This is a genomic window from Rhizobium sp. FY34 (assembly GCF_005222845.1).
Classification (GTDB): domain Bacteria; phylum Pseudomonadota; class Alphaproteobacteria; order Rhizobiales; family Rhizobiaceae; genus Neorhizobium.
This window is the reverse complement of the sequence record NZ_STFZ01000011.1, coordinates 164,980-182,587: the sequence shown is the minus strand read 5'-3', so window position 1 is coordinate 182,587 and position 17,608 is coordinate 164,980. Positions and strand designations below refer to the sequence as shown.

Sequence of the window (17,608 nt, the reverse complement as noted above, 5' to 3'; positions counted from 1 at the left end):
GGTTTCACTCTCGCCAGAGAACCCGCACCGCAAGCGTGGCCGCCGAGGTGCGTTTTTCGACGGCGAGCTTGTTGAAGATCTGCTCCATATGCTTGTTCACCGTGCGGGGCGACATTTCCAGAATATCGGCGATCTCCTTGTTGGATTTGCCATGCGCCACCCATAAAAGCACTTCGGCCTCGCGTAGTGTCAGGCCGAAGGCCCGCGCCAGCTGCTCCTCATCGGCGCCGCGATGGCGGTCGATCAGCCGCAGCAGGATCTCGTCATTCTGTCCGTCGGAAAGACGGCGGAACTCGATGTCATGGCCAAGCCTTGCATAGTGAAACACATTCGCATTGCCGCCCTGGTCGGTCACGGCGGTTTCACTCAGCCAGGACAGGATCTCCAGCGGCAGATAGCTGTTGGTATCGGAGCGGATGCCGACTTTCATCAACAGGTCGGCGGCCTGCGGCGTCGACCAGGCAATCAGACCATTGGCATCGCAGGCGACCATCCAGCGGCCGGTCGAATCCAGCGCGAAGCGGGCCGAGCGGGCACGCCGTGCATTGCTCAGATGCACCCGCATGCGGGCAAACAGCTGGTCGAGGCGTATCGGCTTGCTGACGAAATCGACACCGCCGGCGGCCAGCGCTTTGACGACATGTTCGTTCTCATTATAGCCGGTCATGAAGATCACCGGCAGATCCTCGAATCCGCGCGCGGCCTTGAGGATCTTGCAGGTGTCGAAACCGTCGAGCCCCGGCATCATAGCGTCCATCAGCACGATATCGGGGGCCTTGGAATTGGCCATGGAAATGGCATGACGTCCGCTGGTGGATGTCTGCACCTGCAATCCTTCCAGACTGAGTGCATCGGCCAGCATCAGCAGTGCCTCGTTGGAATCGTCCACAATCAGCACGCTGTTACCCTCGAAGCGATCAGACATGGCTTTTGGCACCTTCGATAATGGCGAGAAACTCGCGCAGGCGATAATTGGTGGCGAGATGACGCATATGCTTGCAGAACGGCTCCGTATGCGGTGCCGAAATCTCCAGATCGTTCAGCATCGCCTCGATGGAGCGCACGAAGCCCGTGGCACCCAATGTGCGCAACTGGCGCAGCTTTTGCGGATCCGGCATCTGGCTCGGCAGGAAGACCGGCTGCGGCTGCGCGTCCACATGCACCCCGTCATCGACAATCCAGGTGATTGGGATCAGCGTTGCCAGACGCTCGAAGAGGTCTTCAAAGCCAAAGGGCTTGATCAGATAGGCATCGAAAAGCTGGGCATATTCGGGTTTGGTCCGTTCATTGCCGGCATCGGCTGAGAGGATGAGGATGGGCAGGTCGCGGCCATGGCGCTGGCGGATGCGCTTTGCCACTTCCCAGCCTGACATATGGGGCATGCCGAGATCGAGAATGACGATGTCCGGCCGGTTGAGGGCAAGTGTCGAAAGACAGGCTGAGCCATCATTGACCGTGACCACCGCAAAGCCGAGCGGGGTCAGCACTTCCTCCATCAGGGCGCGCTGCGTGGCATCGTCATCGGCGACCAGAATGGTGCGCCGCCGCCCCTCATAGCCGGCAACAGCAAGGGCCGGTGCCGCCATGTCCTCCGGGCGTTGTGCTTCCGACAGCATCAGGCGAAGGGAAAAATGCGTGCCCTTGCCATAGGTGCTGGAGAGCTTCAATTCACCGCCCATGATCTCGACGAGAAGCCTTGTTATCGTCAGCCCGAGCCCGGTGCCCGGCGGCTGCATCTGGTCGCTCGGTTGTTCGGCGCGCTCGAAGGGCAGGAAAATCCGCTCAAGATCCTGTTTTCTGATGCCGACGCCTGTGTCCTCGATATCGAATCTGGCCACCTGTCCGCGATAGGACAGTGTGAAGCAGACATGGCCGCGCTGGGTAAATTTGATGGCATTCGACAGGAGATTGATGAGCACCTGGCGCAGGCGCTTCTCGTCGGTGAAAACGTAGTCGGGAAGGGCAGAGGTGGCGCGAAATTCGAAACCGATGCCTTTCGCCTGGGCCTGCAGGCTGAACATGTCAACGATCTGGTCGAGAAAGGGTCCAAGCGCGATCTTGTGCCTGAAGATTTCAAACTTGCCGGCCTCGATCTTCGAAATGTCCAGCAGGCCCTCGATCATGTCCGCCAGATGCTCGCCGCTGCGCTTGATGGTGCGGGCGGCATTGTGCACGAAATTCGGCATGCCCTGCTGACGCTCCAGCACCTGGGCATAGCCAAGGATGGCTGTGAGCGGCGTGCGCAATTCATGGCTGAGACCCACCACATATTTGCTCTTGGCAAGATTGGCGGATTCGGCGGCTTCCTTTGCCTTTTGCAGCTGCCGATCCGTTTCTTCATGCGCGGTGATTTCATCGAGCAGTAGGCGTGTATGACGGCGGGCCTCTTCCTCGGCGAAATCCCGGCTTTCCTGGGCAAGGACGAACAGCCAGGTGACAATACCGGCGAGGATGAACAGGATGATGTAGAGTTTCCAAAGCTCGAAACCGATCAGCTGCGAGGTTGCCGGGTGCTCGATCGTGCTCTGGAAATGGATGAGCAGGAAAACGCTGCCCATGAAGGCATTGACGACCGTAAATAGCGCAATATAGCGCATCACGCTGCCATGCAGGGCTTCGGCCAGCCTTGGCGGAAGCCAGCCATCGGCAAGCGAGCGGACCTGCTGGCTGAGGCGCGCATCCGTCTTGCACATGTCATGGCAACGCGCATCGAGCGAGCAGCACAGCGAACATATGGGGCCGGAATAGACCGGGCAATGCGCCATGTCCTCCCGGTCGAAGTTCAGCTCGCAGATCGAGCATCCGCTATGGCCCTTGGCATCGCTGTGCACGCTGCTTGTGCGGGCAATGTAGTAGCGGCCCTCTGTGGCCTTGGCGATGAGAGGCACAAGGATGAAGGGCAGGGCGAGGGCGAGATAGACATAGATCTTGCTCAACAATTCGCCCATCAGCCCGCCATAGGCCGAAAAGGCGGTAATCACCGCCACTGTCATGGAGCCGAAGCCGACAGGGTTGATGTCGTAAAGATGGGCGCGCTTGAACTCGATGATCGGTGGTGACAGACCCAGCGGTTTGGCGATCAGCAGGTCGGCGGCAATCGAGGCGGTCCAGGCGACGGCCACGATCGAATAGAGGCCGAGCACCGTCTCCAGCGCCTTGTAGATGCCGAATTCCATCAGAAGCAGGCCGATCAGCACATTGAAAACCAGCCAGACGACGCGGCCGGGATGGCTGTGGGTGAGGCGTGAGAAGAAATTCGACCAGGCGATCGAGCCGGCATAGGTATTGGTGACATTGATCTTCACCTGGCAGATGACGACGAACACGCCTGTCACCCCAAGCGCAAGCTCCGGCGATGCCAGCATCTGGCTGAACACAGTGAGATACATCTGCGTGGGGTCGGAGGCGTCTTCGAAGGCCACGCCATGGCGAAACGCGTAGAAGGCGAGAAATGATCCGGCCAGGATCTTGAGACCGCCGATCACCACCCAGCCAGGACCGGAGCTCAATAGCGCAAACCACCATTTGACGCGGTTTTCGCGCGTCTTTCGCGGCAGGAAGCGCAGGTAGTCGACCTGTTCGCCGATCTGGGCTGCCAGTGAAAAGACCACCGCCGAGCAGAGACCGAAGAGATGGATGTCGAAGCTATGGTCCACGGGGCCGAGCAGGCCGGTATAGCCCGTCCAGCGCTGCACCGGTTCCAGCCCCTGCGCAGCGATGAAGATGAAGGGTGCCAGCTGCAGGACGATCCAGAAGGGCTGCGTCCAGGCCTGGAAACGGCTGATGAACGTGACGCCATGCGTGACAAGCGGGATGATGGCCAAGGCGCTGATGATGTAGCCGAATGTCAGCGGCAGGCCGGTGATCAACTCCAGCGCCTTGGCGATAATCGCGGCCTCGATGGCAAAGAACAGGAAGGTGAAGCTCGCATAGATCAGCGAGGTGACGGTGGAGCCGAGATAGCCGAAGCCGGCGCCGCGCGTCAGGAGATCTATATCCACCCCGTAACGGGCTGCGTTATAGGCAATCGGCACCCCGATCACCAGCATGATCGCGCAGGCACTGAAGATGGCGAGCGCTGCATTGGTGAAGCCGTAGTTCAGCGTGATGGCGCCGCCGATCGCCTCCAGCGCCAGGAAGGAAATCGCGCCGATGGCCGTATTGGCGATGCGCCCCGGCGAAAAACGGCGCACCTCATGGGCCGTGAAGCGGAGCGCGTAATCCTCCAAAGTCTGGTTGGCGACCCAGCGATTATAGGTCCGCCGAATTCTGGGAATCCGCTCGGCCTGGTTCAAGATATCCCCCTCGTTTCCCCGTCGCGCAAACGGCATTGCTGGCGACCCTCGACGAGGGCGAAGCAAATTCCGTACCAGTCATTTCCAGCATGTTATTTCGGCGACGTTTCGATCCTGCAGGGCAAATGGCCTGATCCTGCAAGTTATTGGTGCCGCTTGGTTTCTTTGCTGATCTTTCGGTCTCTGGGCAAACATTACGGGACAAAGACCCGACTGGATATACGTCAAATGCTCCATTGTTGCGTCGCACAATTAGCGACGAGGTTAGCGTCAGTTGTCCGGGACACCACTGCCAGCCACGCCACCCCTTTCCAACACTGAAGAGGTACCGCCATGTCTGACGAAACACCATCGTCTTCGATGAATATCAGTCGCCGAAGCCTGCTTGCAGGCGCGGCATCGATCCCGCTGCTTGCGGCCTTCAACTCCGTTGCAAGCGCCCAGGGCTTGCCGACCGCCGTCGTCAATACGACGGGGCTTGCGGTGACGGACACCACCGTCAAGGTTGGCATTCTTCACTCCGTGACCGGCACGATGGCGATTTCCGAAACCGGCTCCGTCCAGGCCGAAAAGCTTGCCATCGAACAGATCAATGCCACAGGCGGCATTCTGGGCCGCAAGATCGAGGTCATTCAGGAGGATGGTGGTTCCGACTGGCCGACCTTTGCCGAAAAGGCCAAGAAACTGCTGGTCGAGGACAAGGTCGCCTCGGTCTTCGGCTGCTGGACCTCTGCCTCGCGCAAGGCCGTCCTGCCGGTTTTCGAGCAGTATAACGGCATGCTCTATTACCCGACCTTCTATGAAGGCCTGGAGGAGAGCCCCAACGTTATCTACACCGGCCAGGAAGCCACCCAGCAGATCCTTGCCGGCATTGACTGGGTGGTGAAGGAGAAGGGCGCAAAAAGCTTCTACCTGCTTGGTTCCGATTATATCTGGCCGCGCACCTCCAATAAGATTGCCCGTAAGCACATCGAAAAGAAGGGTCTTGAGGTCGTCGGCGAGGAATATTACCCGCTTGGCCACACCCAGTTCAATTCGGTCATCAACAAGATCAAGCTGAAGAAGCCCGATGTGATCTATGCGATCATCGTCGGCGGCTCGAATGTTGCCTTCTACAAGCAGTTGAAGGCAGCCGGCATCGACATGACCAAGGAAAAGCCGCTGCTCCTGACGATTTCGGTGACGGAAGACGAAATTCTGGGCATTGGCGGGGAAAACATGGTCGGCGCCTATGCCTCCATGAAGTATTTCCAGAGCCTGCCCAATGACAATAACAAGGCCTTCGTCGCGGCGTTCAAGAAGATGTGGGGCGACAATATCGTCATCGGCGATGTTACCCAGGCGGCCTATCTCGGCCCCTGGCTGTGGAAGGCAGCGGTCGAAAAGGCCGGCTCCTTCGATATTGACAAGGTTCGCACCGCATCACCCGGTATCGAGCTGACCACGGCGCCGGAAGGCTATGTGAAGATCCACGAAAACCATCATCTCTGGTCGAAGACCCGCATCGGCCATGCCCGTGCCGATGGCCAGTATGACCTCGTCTACGAGACGAAGGACCTGATGGAGCCGAACCCTTTCCCGGAAGGCTACCAGTAAGCCTCGATCGCTTCCGCAGGGGCCGGTCATGCCGGCCCTTGTCCTGAGCTTTTTCCAAGGGCGTGCGAGGTGACACGATGATCGGCGATTATACCTATAGCGAGTTCTTTTCGATTTTGGCGATGCAGGGATTTGCGGGCCTGATCCTGTTTTCCGTCTTCGTGCTGATGGCGCTGGGTCTTGCCATCATCTTCGGCCAGATGGGTGTCATCAACATGGCCCATGGCGAATTCATGATCCTCGGCGCCTATGTCACCTATCTGTGCTCGACACTGGTGACGACCTATCTGCCGGCCTTCTTTCCTTATTACTTTTTCCTGGCCATGGCGCTTGCCTTTGTCGCCTCGTTTTCACTCGGCGTACTGGTGGAGTGGGTGCTGATCCGCCATCTCTACCGGCGTCCGTTGGATACGCTGCTGGCTACCTGGGGACTTTCGCTCGTCCTGCAGCAATTCTACCGCTCGGTATTTGGGGCGCGCGAAGTGGGCGTCACCCTGCCGGACTGGATGATGGGCTCCGTTTCCGTCAGCGAGACGATCGAAGTGCCGCTCAACGGGCTTTTCGTCATGGCACTGACCATGATCATTGCGCTTGGTGTCTATTTCATCATGTACCGCTCCTCCTGGGGCAAGCGGGTGCGCGCCGTGGTGCAGAACCGGGTTATGGCCGGTGCCGTCGGCATCAATACCAAGATGGTGGACCGGATGACTTTCGGGCTCGGCTGCGGCATCGCGGGCATCGCCGGATCGGCCTTCACCATGATCGGCTCGACCGGTCCAACGGCCGGCCAGCTCTATATCGTCGATACATTCCTTGTGGTCGTGTTCGGCGGTGCCGGAAGCCTGATCGGGACGATTGCATCGGCCTTCACCATCTCGCAGGCGCAGTCGACCATGGAATTCTTCCTCAGCGGCTCGATGGCGAAGGTGCTCACCCTGCTCACCGTCGTCGGCATCCTGATGCTGCGCCCGCAAGGCCTGTTTTCCCTCAATATCCGCCGCTAAGGAGATCTTCCATGCCTGCTGCCGGCTTCCTGTTTTCCAAGAAGGAATGGCTTTACTTTACCATTCTGGCCGCCCTCCTGCTTGTCGTCATGCCGCTCGCCGTCGATGTGTTCCGGCTCAACCTGATCGGCAAATATCTGACCTATGCCTTCGTCGCCATCGGCCTTGTGCTGTTGTGGGGCGGTGGCGGAATTCTCAGCCTTGGCCAAGGCATTTTCTTCGGCCTTGGCGGATATTGCATGGCGATGTTCCTCAAGCTGGAGGCCTCGACGCCAGCGGCCACGAAGATCCAGTCGACACCGGGCATTCCCGATTTCATGGACTGGAACCAGATCACGGCGCTGCCGAGCTGGTGGCAACCCTTCTATTCGCTCACGTTCACGATTGTCGCCATCATTCTGGTGCCCTCGTTCTTCGCCTTCGTCATCGGTGCGGCCATGTTCAAGCGGCGGGTCGGCGGGGTCTATTTCGCCATCATTACCCAGGCGGTGGCCGCCATTCTCACCATTCTCATCATCGGCCAGCAGGGCTATACCGGCGGCGTCAACGGTATTACCGATCTTCGCACGCTGCATGGATGGGATATCCGCACCGATAGTGCCAAACTGATCCTCTATTTCGTCAATGCGCTGCTCCTGATCGGCGTGTTGCTGCTTGCCCAATCGGTGCGCATTTCGAAATTCGGACGCCTGCTGATCGCCATGCGTGACCGGGAGGATCGCGTGCGCTTCTCCGGCTATGACGTGGCCAATTTCAAGATCTTCATCTTCTGCCTGGCGGCGGCCATTTCAGCCATCGGTGGCGCCATGTTCACACTGCAAGTCGGCTTCATGTCGCCCTCCTTCGTCGGAATTGTACCGTCGATCGAGATGGTCATCTTCGCGGCTGTCGGCGGCCGCCTGTCGCTGTTTGGCGCGATCTATGGCGCGCTGCTGGTCAATGCCGCCAAGACGACGTTTTCCGAAAGCTTTCCAGAACTCTGGCTGTTTGCCATGGGCGGGCTGTTCATCGCCGTGGTCATGGCCTTTCCCTTCGGTCTGGCCGGTGTGGTGAAGGACCATGTCGAACCCTTCTTCGCCAAAGCGCTGGCACGGTTTTCAAAACCGAGCCCCGAACCCCAGCCGCAGGCGGCCGAATGATGGAGAGCATCATGCAAGTCAACGAGCAATTGTCCAAGGACTTCATCCTCAGCATCGATTCCCTCACGGTCTCCTTCGACGGGTTCAAGGCAGTCAACGACCTGTCGCTCTATGTCGATGAGAACGAGATCCGGGTGATCATCGGCCCGAATGGTGCGGGTAAGACGACGGTTCTGGACCTGATCTGCGGTCGTACCAAGGCGACATCCGGCTCCATCCGCTTCGATGGGCTGGAACTGACCAAGATGCGCGAACATGAAATCGTGCATGCCGGCGTGGGGCGCAAGTTCCAGAACCCGTCCATCTACGAGGATCTGACGGTGTTCGAGAACCTGGAACTGTCCTTTCCAAAGGGACGCTCGGTGTTTGGTGCACTCACCTTCCGCCGCGACCGGGAGGTGATCGAGCGGGTCGAAGAGGTGGCGGAGATGATCTTCCTGAAGGATCACCTGCATACCGATGCGGCCATCCTCAGCCATGGCCAGAAGCAATGGCTGGAGATTGGCATGCTGCTGATCCAGAAGCCCCGGCTGCTCATGCTCGATGAGCCCGTGGCGGGCATGAGTGTCGCCGAGCGCATCAAGACCGCCGAACTCCTCAACACCATTACCCGCAACCAGTCGGTCATCGTCATCGAGCACGACATGAAATTCGTCGAGGACATCGCCCATCGGGTGACGGTTCTGCACCAGGGCAAGGTTCTGTCCGAAGGCAGCATGGAACGCGTCAAGCACGATCCAAGGGTCGTGGAAGTCTATCTCGGTCATTAGGGGGTTGCCATGCTGTCTGTTGAAAAACTGAGGGTCAGCTACGGCCAGAGCGAAGTCATTCACGGTCTGTCCTTTGACGTGAAGCCCGCCGAGATCGTCGCCATCATGGGCCGGAACGGTATGGGCAAGACGACGCTCATGAAATCGCTGATCGGCGTCATTCCCACGACAGAGGGAATGATCCGCATCGGTGATCAGGCCGTCAGCGGGCTGGAAAGCTTCGAGCGGGTCGGCAAGGGCCTGGCCTATGTACCGCAGGGCCGGATGATCTTTTCGACGCTCACCGTGCAGGAAAACATCGAGACGGGTCTGACTGTGACCGGCGAGAAGACAGTCCCCGGCCATATCTATGAGCTTTTTCCGGTGCTTCTGGAGATGAAGGGTCGGCGCGGCGGTAACCTGTCAGGCGGCCAGCAGCAGCAATTGGCCATTGCCCGAGCGCTTGCGTCAAAACCGAAAGTGCTTCTGCTCGACGAGCCCACCGAAGGCATCCAGCCTTCGATCATCAAGGAAATGGCGCGCACGCTGTGCCGTATCCGCGACGAGATGGGCCTGTCCATCGTCGTGTCGGAACAGGTGCTGAGCTTTGCCCTCGACATGGCCGATCGGGTTCTGGTGATCGAAAAGGGCGAGATCGTCCACGATGCGCCGCGCGCCGGCATTGATGAAGCCCGCGTCGCAAGCTTCCTCTCCGTCTGACCCGAGCCTCACCGTTTCAAGCTTTTCAATCCAGGAAGGAGCCAAGACATGCCTGACACATTGATCAAGGTCGATCTCAGCCAATCGCCCTATACGAACGAAAAGATCCACAATCGCTGGCATCCCGATATTCCGATGGCCTGCTGGGTGGAGCCTGGCGATGATTTTCGCATCGAAACCTATGACTGGACCGGCGGCCAGATCAAGAACGATGACGATGCGGCGGACGTGCGCGATGTGGATCTCAGCCAGGTGCATTTCCTCTCCGGCCCGATCGGCGTCAAGGGTGCCCAGCCCGGCGACCTGCTGGTTGTCGACATTCTCGATATCGGCGCCTTCGACAACAGTCTCTGGGGCTTCAACGGCTTCTTTTCCAAAAAGAATGGCGGCGGTTTTCTGACCGAGCATTTCCCCGAAGCGCAGAAATCGATCTGGGATTTCCACGGCATGTTCACCTCATCGCGCCATGTGCCCGGCGTCAAATATGCCGGTCTCATTCATCCCGGCCTGATCGGCTGCCTGCCGGATCACAAGATGCTGGAGATGTGGAACAGCCGCGAAAAGGCGCTGTTCGATACAGATCCCGGCCGTGTGCCGGCTCTCGCCGCACTGCCCGATGGCGGGCCGACTGCGCATATGGGCGCCCTGAAGGGTGAGGCGCGCGATACAGCGGCCGCCAGCGGCGCGCGCACGGTGCCGCCGCGCGAACATGGCGGCAATTGCGATATCAAGGATCTGTCACGCGGCTCCAAGATCTATTTCCCCGTCTATGTCGATGGGGCCGGTCTCTCCATGGGCGATCTGCATTTCAGCCAGGGCGATGGCGAGATCACCTTCTGCGGTGCCATCGAAATGGCCGGCTGGCTGCATATCAAGGTGACGCTGATCAAGGACGGCATGGCGAAATACGGGATCAAGAACCCGATCTTCCGCCCGTCGCCGATCACGCCGAAATATGACGACTACCTGATCTTCGAAGGCATTTCCGTCGATGAAGGCGGAAAGCAGCATTATCTCGACGTGCATATCGCCTACCGCCAGGCCTGCCTCAATGCCATCGAATATATGACGAAGTTCGGCTACACGCGGGCGCAGGCCTATGCCATCCTCGGCACCGCTCCCGTACAGGGCCATATTTCCGGTGTTGTCGATATTCCCAATGCCTGTGCCACGCTCTGGCTGCCGCTCGATATCTTCGAATTCGACATGAAGCCGGGGGCGGATGGACCAAAGAAGTTCCTCGATGGAAAGATCGACGTGCCGCTTGCGCATGACCTTTGAGGAGGCGCGGGGAGGGCGGGTTCTGCCCGTCCTTCCATCGATGCCTAAGCCCTTTGCCAAGGATGAAACGCCATGCCGAATTATGATTTCAACTGCCCTGAATGCGGTGGCTTTACCGAAAACCGGCCGATGTCCCAGTCGGGCGAGCCCTGCGCCTGTCCCGAATGCGGAACGGCCTCGCCGCGCGCCTTCTTCACCACGCCCTTCTTTGCGCTGATGGACAATGCCACGCGCACGGCGATCGGAACCAATGAACGCGCCTCGCATGCACCAAAGACGTCCAAGTCGCTCGGGCATGGCGCGGGTTGCAGTTGCTGCAGCGGCCAGCCAAAGGCATCGAAGACGGTGTTTCGTGCCGATGGGGCCAAGACATTTCCCTCGGCCCGCCCCTGGATGATCAGCCACTGACAGTCATCCATTGCCACCACGCATTTCAACGGTCTGCCTGCGAAATTGCTTGAAAACCACTAGATAGAGCGTCGAAGGCTAGGATCGATCGATATTCAGTGTTTGGGCAAGCGCAGGCTGAAATTGTTGGTGAGATGAGACGCCCGGACCTGTCGCTCCGGGCGTCTCCTTTGGCTGAGGCCTCAGTGGGCCGCAGCCTCTTCCGGTTCCGCATGGTCGTGGGGTTGCTTGATGCGGAACCAGACGATGTAGAGCGCCGGCAGGAACAGGAGGGTAAGCACCGTGCCCACGATGATGCCGCCCATCATGGCATAGGCCATCGGTCCCCAGAAAATTTCGCGCGAGATCGGAATAAGCGCGAGACTGGCTGCTGCAGCCGTCAGCATGATCGGACGCATACGGTGTTCTGCGGCCTCCTTCACGGCGTTCCAGGCATGCTTGCCGTTCTTTCGCAGGCTATCGATTTCCACCACCAGGATGACCGAGTTGCGGATCAGGATGCCGATCAGTGCCAGGACGCCGAGAATGGCGACGAAGCCGAGGGGCGCTCCGCTCGGCAGAAGGGCGCCGACCACACCGATGAGACCAAGCGGCGCGACAACGACGACCATGAACAGGCGCTGGAAGCTCTGCAACTGGAACATCAGGATCGTCGCCATGACCAGCAGCATCATCGGCACGACGGCTGCGATGGGTGCCTGGCTCTTGGCGCTGCTCTCTGCGGTGCCGCCTGCCTTGATCGTATAGCCGGCCGGCAGTTTTGCCGCATAGGCATCGATCGCTGGCTTCAGGGCTGCGTCCACGGTGGCCGGCTGCGTGGAGTCGACGATGGCCGCCTTCAGCGTGATCGTCGGCACGCGATCGCGCCGCCAGACAATCGGCTGTTCCAACTCATAGTGGAAGCTGGCGATCGAGGCGAGCGGCACCGATTTCCCGTTGCTGGTGGGCAGTTGCAGGTTGCGCAGAGTCTCGATCGATTCCCGTTCGTCCTTGTTGGCGCGTCCCACCACGTTGATGAGGTAGATGCTGTCGCGGATCTGGGTAATCGTCGAACTGCCGGTAATGTTGTTCAGCGCTGTCGAAATGTCCGAAGAGGATACGCCCAGCTGGCGCGCCTTGTCTTGCAGGACGTCCACCTTCACGACACGTGCAGGTTCGTTCCAGTCGGCCACGACGCGGCTGAGGCGTGTATCGGCTGCCATGATTGCAGCAACCTCACTGGCATAGGTGCGCACCTTCTGCGGGTCCGGGCCAGACATGCGATACTGGACCGGACGCCCGACCGGTGGCCCGAGTTCCATCTGTTTGATATAGACATCGGTGCCTGGGAAGTCCTTGGCTGCAGCCTCGTTCAGCTGTGCCATCAGGCGATCGCGCGCTTCAATATCCTTGGCCACGATGACCATTTGTCCGAAATTGTTCGTGGACGGCTGGACATCGAAAGCGAGCACGAAGCGCTTGGCACCCTGGCCCACATAGGATGTCCAATGCTTGATATCGGCATTGTTGACGAGATGGTCTGCTTCGAACTTGTCCATGTCTGCCTTGGTCTGGGCAATCGTGTAGTTCTGGCGTGCCGTCCAGTCGACAATCAATTCCGGTCGGTCTGATGCTGGGAAGAACTGTTGCTGAACAAAGCCCATGCCATAGATCGAGCTGCCGAAAAGAATGGCCGTGAACAGGATGGTCACCTTGGGCCAATGCATGCAGAAGCTGAGTATGCTTGAAAATGCACGGGTGAATATGCCCTTGTGCTCGTGATGCTTCTTCATCGTCTTGGGCAGGATCAGCACGCCCAGAAGCGGCGCAAACAAGACAGCGACGATCCAGGAGACCACCAGGGAAATCCCGATGACGACGAAGAGCGAGAAGGTGAATTCGCCGGCGGCGCTGTCATTGAGCCCCACGGGAATGAAGCTGGCGACCGTGACAAAAGTGCCGGTCAGCATTGGAAAGGCCGTGGTGGTCCAGACCGCGGTTGCAGCCTTGGTGATCGGTTGACCTTCCTCAAGCTTGGACACCATCATCTCGATGGCGATCATCGCATCATCCACCAAGAGGCCAAGTGCGATGATCAGCGCACCGAGCGAGATCCGCTGCAGCGAGATGCCGAGATGTTCCATGAACACGAATGTTATGGCGAGCACGAGCGGGATGGAGAGTGTCACGACAAGGCCGGCACGCGCGCCCAGACTGATGAAGCTCACCACGAGAACGATGGCGATTGCTTCGGCAAGCGCTTTCGTGAAGCCGCCGACGGCTTCCTCGACGACCAAGGCCTGGTCTGCCACGTGATGGATGCCGATGCCGACCGGTAGATCGGCGGTGATCTGATCCATCTTGGCCGACAGCGCCTCGCCGAAATGCAGCAGATTGGCGCCCGGCTTCATGCCAATGGCAAGGCCGATGGCGGGTTTGCCATTGACGCGGAACAACGGCTGTTGCGGGTCGGCATAGCCGCGCGTGATGGTTGCCACATCGCTGAGGCGGAAGAAACGGTCATTGACGCGCAGGTTGATGTTGCGCAGGGCATCATCCGTTGCGAACTGTCCCGAGACGCGCAGGTTGATGCTTTCAGGACCCGTGCGCAGGGTGCCGGATGCCACGACGGCATTCTGGTTCTGCAAGGTCTCGAGGATCTGGCTCTGGCTGATGCCGAGCGTGGCCATCTGCCGGGTGGAGAAATCGAGGTAGACGACCTCATCCTGCGCGCCCATCAGGTCGACCTTGCCAACATTCGGCACGGAAAGGATCTGCTGGCGTGCCGCTTCCAGATAGTCCCTCAGCTGGCGCTGGGAAAGCCCGTCTGCGGTAAAGGCATAGATATTGCCATAGACGTCACCGAAGCTGTCGATGAAGAAAGGCCCCTGGACCCCCTGCGGCAGGTTCGGCGCGATGTCATTGATCATGTTGCGGATCTTGGTCCAGGTCGGCTTCACATCAGCCGCCTTGGTATTCTCCAGCAGGTTGATGTAGATCGTCGTCTGGCCGGGCGTATTGATGCTCTTTGTATAGTCGAGGGATTCCAGTTCCTGGAGCTTCTTCTCGATGCGATCCGTCACCTGGCTGGTCATTTCATCGACCGAGGCTCCCGGCCACGAGGCCTGGATCAGCATGGTCTTGATGGTGAAGTCGGGATCTTCCTCTCGGCCCAGGTTGAAATAGGACAGGATGCCAGCAACGCTGGCAATAATCATGAAATACCAGACAAGCGACTTGTGCCTGAGTGCCCAGTCGGAAAGGTTGAATGTCATGTTCATAGGGGCATCTCATCTGGAATTTTGACGGTTTGATTGTCGGTAAGTGTATTCACACCGGCCGTGACGACATGTTCGCCTTTATTGAGACCGCTCAGGATATCGACACCGCCTGCCGCGGATGGCCTGACTGTCACATTCCTGCGCGATACGGTCTTGCTCGCTTTATCGATGACCCAGACGAACTGCTGATCTTGCGCGCCGCCAATGGCGCTTGTCGGAAGCCACAGATAGCCCTCGCTGGGGGCAGCCGGCATGGCGGTCACCGTGCTGCCGAGGCGGAACGTGTCCGGCGGCGAGTCGAGCGCGATCTTTGTGCGGCGCGTGCGGGTGGATGCATCCGATTGGGGCGCTGTTTCACGCACGGTTCCGGTCACCCTGATCACCGGATTGGCCTGAAGCGTCACCTCGAAAGGGGTGCCGATCCTTGACAGCTTGTCGAAGCTGTCGGGAATATCGACTACGGCATCGCGGGCTTCCAATCGGGCAATGGTCATCACCGTCTGGCCCGCCGAGACCACCTGGCCGACTTCGGCCGACACCGTAGAGACGACACCATCGGTATCGGCCTTCAGATCCGCATATCCCAATTGCTCCTTGGCCTTGGTAAGGCTTGCCTGCAATTGTTTGACGGTCGCCTCGGCGGCCTCGCGGGACTGAATGGCCGTTTCCAGTTGTTCCTTCGTGCTTGCGGCAGAGGCGACCAGCGTGATTTGACGCTGCTCGTTGACCTTGGCGAGATCCAGCTTGGCGACGGACGATGCAAGGTCCGCCGAAGCCTGGTTGACGGCAAGCTGTAGCGCTGTCGCGTCGATATTGGCCAGGACATCGTCCTTCTTGACCAGATCGCCGACACTCACGTGGCGCGAGGTGATGCGCCCCAGCACCTGAAAGCCTAGATCGGCCGAAAACTTGGCTTCGACCGTGCCCGTAAAGCCCATGGCAACGGTTTCACGCGGTTCCGCAACCCTGAAGAGGACGGGCCGAATCTGCTGTTCTGTATCGTGTTTATCCTCAGAACATGCGCTGAGGCCCGCTGCGATGAAGACGAGCGGAAGAATGATCGGATATTTCATTGGGTCGCCTCTTCCGAGATCGAAACTTTCTGCTGGTCTCTGAGGAACTGTCCGCCGTCTACGACAACCTGTTCTCCCGGCACGACGCCTGAGCGGAGCACTACCATGGTCGCATCATAGCGTTCGATCTCTATGGGCCGCAGGATCACTGTGGATGTCTTCGGATCGACGACCCAGACGGCGGGCTTGCCCGCCTTGGAGAACATCGACTGCCAGGGCAGCGAAATGCGGTCCGTGCGATCCATGACCACATCGGCGACGATGGCCGAACCGAGTGTCATCTGCGCAGGCGGGTTGTCGATGGCCAGCTTCACACTCACCGTGCCGAGCGAGCGATCGAGCGTGGGGCTGATTTCGCGGATGCGTGCCGCCGCCTTCACATCCTGGCGGGAAAGAAGGGTCACCTCCATTGATAGCGGCGTGCTGGTGCCGGACAGCGCCGATTCCTGCACATTGAACACAGCGTCGCGCGCGCCATCATGGGCGACGGTGAACACCGCGGTGGAGGGCTGGACGACCTGTCCGACCTCAACATTGCGCGCGGTGATCGTGCCATCCGCATCCGTGCGCAATTCCGTCTGCACCAGCGCTTCATTGGCCGTTTCAAGCCTGGCGCGTGCCGCTTCCAGGTCGTTTTGGGCCGACTGATATTCCTGCTGCGCGCTGTCGAGTTCCTGCTGCGAGAGCGCGCCGGTCTGGGTAAGGGCCTTGCGGCGGCTCAGCACCGAACTCGCCATGCGCAGCGTTGCCTCCTGTGCAGCGACCGAAGCCCTGGCCGATTCGATGTCTGCTCGCTGTTCGGCCGGGTCGAGCGTTGCCAGGATCTGTCCGGCCTTGACGTGGTCGCCAACACCGACAGTGCGGGAGACCACCTTGCCGCTGACCTTGAATGACAGGTCGCTTTCGACGCGCGCCTTGATTTCGCCCGTTCCGGATGCGCGCACGAGATCGGCAGCCATTTCGGCGGTCACGACACGGACATGCGTCACATAGGGTGAACGACCATCATTTTCCGCGTCGCAGGACGCGAGCAGAATCAGTGACATCATGGCGAGAAGGTGGGGCGCGCGGTGTAATCTGGGTCTGTCTAGTATTTTATTCAGTCTGATTGCGCTCTTGGACATGGATGTTTCCAGAGTGGGAATTGAAGTGGCGTTATTATTTCATCGGTTGTTGAATATAATCGCGATCCAGGCTATTCCTGTCAAGAGCGAAACGGAGGATATGATGAACGTGGTAGAGACGTTTGGCAGAAGCCGTGGCAGGCCGAAGAAGGGGCAGGAGTTCGATATGGACGCCATGCTCAATGCTGCAATTACCTGTTTTGCCGAAAACGGCTTTGACAAGGCCTCGCTCCGGATGATCGCGGAACGGGCGGGCGTCGATGTGGCGCTGATCTCGTACCGGTATGGGTCGAAGCTGGGCTTGTGGACGGCGGTGGTCGATACGGTTGCTGCGGAGGGGCTGGCACTGATCGAGGCATGGCCGCAGGAACATGCTTTGTTGACTCCGAATGAGAAGGTCCGCCAGCTGTGTCGCGACTTGATCAAGCTCATCGAAAGACGTCCTCTCTTTGCGCATATCCTGACGAATGAATTGATGCTTGGCGGCGAAAACGAGCGGAAGGATCTGATTGCGGAACTCATAGCGCGGCCCGTATCGATGCGGATTTCCGCCTATATCAGGCAGGTGAGAGGGACCGTGGACACGAAGACTGGACTGAATTTGGAACTGTCATTGCTGCTTGCTATGCCGACAATCGGCTTTGCGATCACGACACGCGACTTCCTGTCCAAGCTCAGCGGCGAACCGCTTCCATCGGCGCAGTTTTCGCTTGAGCTTGAAGACCTTCTGATGCGAATGATTGGTTGACGGAGCGTCTTTCGGTTTGGCGAATGATGCGTTCAGCCATACCAGGCTGGACTCGGTGACAAGCGTAGCAGCTAAGCTTAAATGCAGTTATCCAGCGTTAGGTGTCGATTTTATATTATATTTCGTAATGGTAAATGATGAAATAATGAGTATTGGATTGGATCCGGAAGCTTATCTGATTGATAGAATGGGGCGTTGGAGGCCATCTCTC

Annotated in this window: 13 protein-coding genes; 8 read left to right on the top strand and 5 right to left on the bottom strand. The window is 59.0% G+C overall.

Annotated features, from left to right (window positions below; genetic code table 11):
* Positions 1-4 precede the first annotated feature (4 nt).
* The gene (locus tag E8M77_RS07875) at positions 5-925 is read right to left on the bottom strand and encodes a DNA-binding response regulator (protein ID WP_137130083.1); all 921 of its coding nucleotides are present in this window, start codon (positions 923-925) and stop codon (positions 5-7) included.
* The gene (locus E8M77_RS07870; protein ID WP_137130082.1) at positions 918-4,295 is read right to left on the bottom strand and encodes an ATP-binding protein; all 3,378 of its coding nucleotides are present in this window, start codon (positions 4,293-4,295) and stop codon (positions 918-920) included. The genes E8M77_RS07875 and E8M77_RS07870 overlap by 8 nt, the downstream gene beginning before the upstream one ends.
* A 333-nt stretch (positions 4,296-4,628) precedes the next feature.
* Between E8M77_RS07870 and urtA the strand changes: the two genes are divergently transcribed.
* From urtA to E8M77_RS07835, 7 genes are all read left to right on the top strand, one after another.
* Positions 4,629-5,891: an urea ABC transporter substrate-binding protein gene (gene urtA, locus E8M77_RS07865; protein WP_137130081.1), complete on the top strand. Its 1,263-nt coding sequence runs from the start codon at positions 4,629-4,631 to the stop codon at positions 5,889-5,891.
* A 77-nt stretch (positions 5,892-5,968) separates the two neighbouring features.
* The gene (urtB, locus tag E8M77_RS07860) at positions 5,969-6,895 is read left to right on the top strand and encodes an urea ABC transporter permease subunit UrtB (RefSeq protein ID WP_137130080.1); all 927 of its coding nucleotides are present in this window, start codon (positions 5,969-5,971) and stop codon (positions 6,893-6,895) included.
* Positions 6,896-6,906: 11 nt separating this feature from the next.
* Positions 6,907-8,034, top strand: coding sequence for an urea ABC transporter permease subunit UrtC (urtC, locus tag E8M77_RS07855; RefSeq protein ID WP_137130079.1), 1,128 nt, complete (start codon positions 6,907-6,909; stop codon positions 8,032-8,034).
* Positions 8,035-8,045: 11 nt separating this feature from the next.
* Positions 8,046-8,804: an urea ABC transporter ATP-binding protein UrtD gene (urtD, locus tag E8M77_RS07850; RefSeq protein ID WP_246659171.1), complete on the top strand. Its 759-nt coding sequence runs from the start codon at positions 8,046-8,048 to the stop codon at positions 8,802-8,804.
* 9 nt (positions 8,805-8,813) lie between these two features.
* Positions 8,814-9,503, top strand: a complete 690-nt coding sequence (urtE, locus tag E8M77_RS07845; protein ID WP_137130078.1) for an urea ABC transporter ATP-binding subunit UrtE — start codon at positions 8,814-8,816, stop codon at positions 9,501-9,503.
* Positions 9,504-9,551: 48 nt separating this feature from the next.
* Positions 9,552-10,784: a formamidase gene (gene fmdA / locus E8M77_RS07840; protein ID WP_137130077.1), complete on the top strand. Its 1,233-nt coding sequence runs from the start codon at positions 9,552-9,554 to the stop codon at positions 10,782-10,784.
* Positions 10,785-10,856: 72 nt separating this feature from the next.
* A complete protein-coding gene (locus E8M77_RS07835; protein WP_137130076.1) occupies positions 10,857-11,192 on the top strand; it encodes a zinc ribbon domain-containing protein in 336 nt (111 codons plus the stop codon).
* A 182-nt stretch (positions 11,193-11,374) separates the two neighbouring features.
* Here the strand turns inward: E8M77_RS07835 and E8M77_RS07830 are convergent, their stop codons facing one another.
* Genes E8M77_RS07830 through E8M77_RS07820 form a run of 3 tightly spaced genes read right to left on the bottom strand, consistent with a single transcriptional unit; the run spans position 11,375 to position 16,574 of the window.
* A complete protein-coding gene (locus E8M77_RS07830; RefSeq protein ID WP_137130075.1) occupies positions 11,375-14,452 on the bottom strand; it encodes an efflux RND transporter permease subunit in 3,078 nt (1,025 codons plus the stop codon).
* Positions 14,449-15,525 (bottom strand): efflux RND transporter periplasmic adaptor subunit, encoded by a 1,077-nt coding sequence (locus E8M77_RS07825; protein WP_137130074.1) that lies wholly within the window; start codon positions 15,523-15,525, stop codon positions 14,449-14,451. The genes E8M77_RS07830 and E8M77_RS07825 overlap by 4 nt, the downstream gene beginning before the upstream one ends.
* Positions 15,522-16,574 carry an efflux RND transporter periplasmic adaptor subunit gene (locus E8M77_RS07820; protein WP_170975785.1) on the bottom strand — a complete coding sequence of 351 codons (1,053 nt, stop codon included), beginning with the start codon at positions 16,572-16,574 and terminating at the stop codon, positions 15,522-15,524. The genes E8M77_RS07825 and E8M77_RS07820 overlap by 4 nt, the downstream gene beginning before the upstream one ends.
* Positions 16,575-16,662: 88 nt before the next feature.
* On the opposite strand from E8M77_RS07820, the gene E8M77_RS07815 reads away from it, so the two are divergent.
* Complete coding sequence (locus tag E8M77_RS07815) at positions 16,663-17,397, top strand: TetR/AcrR family transcriptional regulator (protein ID WP_170975784.1); 735 nt, start codon at positions 16,663-16,665, stop codon at positions 17,395-17,397.
* Positions 17,398-17,608: the final 211 nt, after the last annotated feature.